This is a genomic window from Actinosynnema sp. NPDC023658 (assembly GCF_040639995.1).
Lineage (GTDB): Bacteria > Actinomycetota > Actinomycetes > Mycobacteriales > Pseudonocardiaceae > Actinosynnema.
This window is the reverse complement of sequence record NZ_JBFAAX010001064.1, coordinates 1-1,824: the sequence shown is the minus strand read 5'-3', so window position 1 is coordinate 1,824 and position 1,824 is coordinate 1. Positions and strand designations below refer to the sequence as shown.

General features: G+C 68.1%; 2 protein-coding genes. One reads left to right on the top strand and one right to left on the bottom strand.

The window, feature by feature from the left end; genetic code table 11:
* Window positions 1-93: 93 nt before the first annotated feature.
* Window positions 94-1,611, bottom strand: a complete 1,518-nt coding sequence (locus tag AB0G02_RS38100; protein WP_360804745.1) for a cellulose binding domain-containing protein — start codon at window positions 1,609-1,611, stop codon at window positions 94-96.
* A gap of 121 nt (window positions 1,612-1,732) precedes the next feature.
* On the opposite strand from AB0G02_RS38100, the gene AB0G02_RS38095 reads away from it, so the two are divergent.
* On the top strand, window positions 1,733-1,824 hold a 92-nt coding region (locus tag AB0G02_RS38095; protein ID WP_360804748.1), incomplete at its 3' end, for a DUF3072 domain-containing protein.

The window sequence follows — 1,824 nt, the reverse complement described above, 5'->3', positions numbered from 1 at the left end:
TTCTGGTGCAGGTAGACGCGGCCCATCCGGTACAGGATGTTGGCCACGAGCTCTTCCTTGCGCCGGGGTGGTCCGGCGGGGCGGGCGGTCCGGCTACCTCGGCAGGTAGGCGCGGTGGGAACGGGAGAACTCGTAGTTGTTGTACCTGTCCCAGTTGACCGACCACGTCATCAGCCCGCGCAGGTCCGGGTACACGGCCTTCGGCTTGTAGGTGCCGCAGTTCGCGCCCTTCATCAGGCAGTCCAACGACTTCTGCACCTCGGTGACGGAGGTGAACCCGTTGCCCGCGTTGACGCTCGCCGGCAGCCCGATGGCCACCTGGTCCTGGCGCAGGCCGGGGAACACCTTCGTCGCGTCGCCGCGCACCGGGAACCCGGCCAGCACCATGTCCGCCATGGCGACGTGGAAGTCACTGCCGCCCATGAAGTGGTACTGGTTGTCGAGGCCCATGATCGGGCCGGAGTTGTAGTGCTGGACGTGGAGCAGGGTCAGGTCGTCGCGCAGCGCGTGGATCACCGGCAGGTACGCACCCGCCCGCGGGTCGGCGCCGCTGCTGCCGCCGTAGTGCTGGTACCCGACCTGGACGAAGAACGTCTCCGGGGCCATCGTGAGCACGAACTTCGCGCCGTAGCGGGCCTTCAGGGTCTTCAGCGCCTGGATGAGGTTGACGATCACCGGCGTGGTCGGGGTGCGGAAGTCGGTGTCGTTCGCGTTGAGCGACAGGGAGTGGCCCTCGAAGTCGACGTCGAGGCCGTCCAGCCCGTACTTGTCGATGATGGCGGACGCGGAGCGGACGAACGCGTCGCGCGCGGCCGTGGTGGACAGCTGCACCTGGCCGTTCGCGCCGCCGATGGAGATGAGCACCTTCTTGCCCTTGGCCTGCTTGTCGCGGATGCCCGCGATGAACTCGGCCTCGGACTCGACGTTCGGGCACTCGGCCACCGGGCACTGGGCGAAGCGGAGGTCGCCGGAGGTGGCGGAGGTGGGTTCGGCGAAGGACAGGTTGATGATGTCCCAGTCGTCGGAGACGTCCCTCATCCGGATGTAGCCGGAGCCGTTGGCGAAGCTGGCGTGCAGGTACCCGACCAGGACCCGCTTGGGCAGCCCGGTGGCGGGCGGGGTCGTGGTGGTGGTCGTCGTCGAACCGGTCGTCGTGGTCGTGGTCGTCGTGGTGGTGGTTGTCGTCGTGGTAGTGGTCGTCGTCGTAGTCGGTGCACCGGCGCAGGACGCGCCGTTGAGCTTGCAGTTCGTCGGGCTCGCGGTGCCCGAGGCGTTGAACCCGAACGTCACCGCGGCGCCGGGTGCGACGCTGCCGTTGTACTCGCGGTTGGTGAACGTGTAGTGACCGCTCGCGGTGGTCTGCAAGGCGTCCCAGTAGGCGCCGACCGCCGTCCCGGCGGGCAGGTCGAACTCGACCTTCCAGTCGGTGATCGCCGCGCTCGTCTCGTTCTTGATCGAGAACTGCGCGGTGTAGCCGCTGTCCCAGCTGGACGTCTTGGCGAACGCGGCGGTGACCGACGCGGCGTAGGCGGGCGCGAGACCGACCGCCGCCGCTCCCACCACCAACGCCACCACCGCCGCCACCCGGGCGAACAGGACCCTGCGCGACATCGTCGTCTCCTCCCAGCGGTGGCGGCCTCCAGGTGAGGGAATTGGACTAGACCATATTGGGGTGTGTCAAGGGCCGTTCCAGTGGGTACCTCGAACGGGCGTTCGAGGTGAGGAGACAGGCGTGGACCGCAACCCGGAGAAGGACCCGCAGGACTGGACCACCGGCGACGAGCCGATGACCGGCCCGCAGGAGTCCTACTTGAACACGTTGGC

Bases quoted from the DNA above. Each gene is read 5' to 3' on its own strand.
- AB0G02_RS38100 (WP_360804745.1), bottom strand. From the start codon at position 1,611: ATGTCGCGCAGGGTCCTGTTCGCCCGGGTGGCGGCGGTGGTGGCGTTG.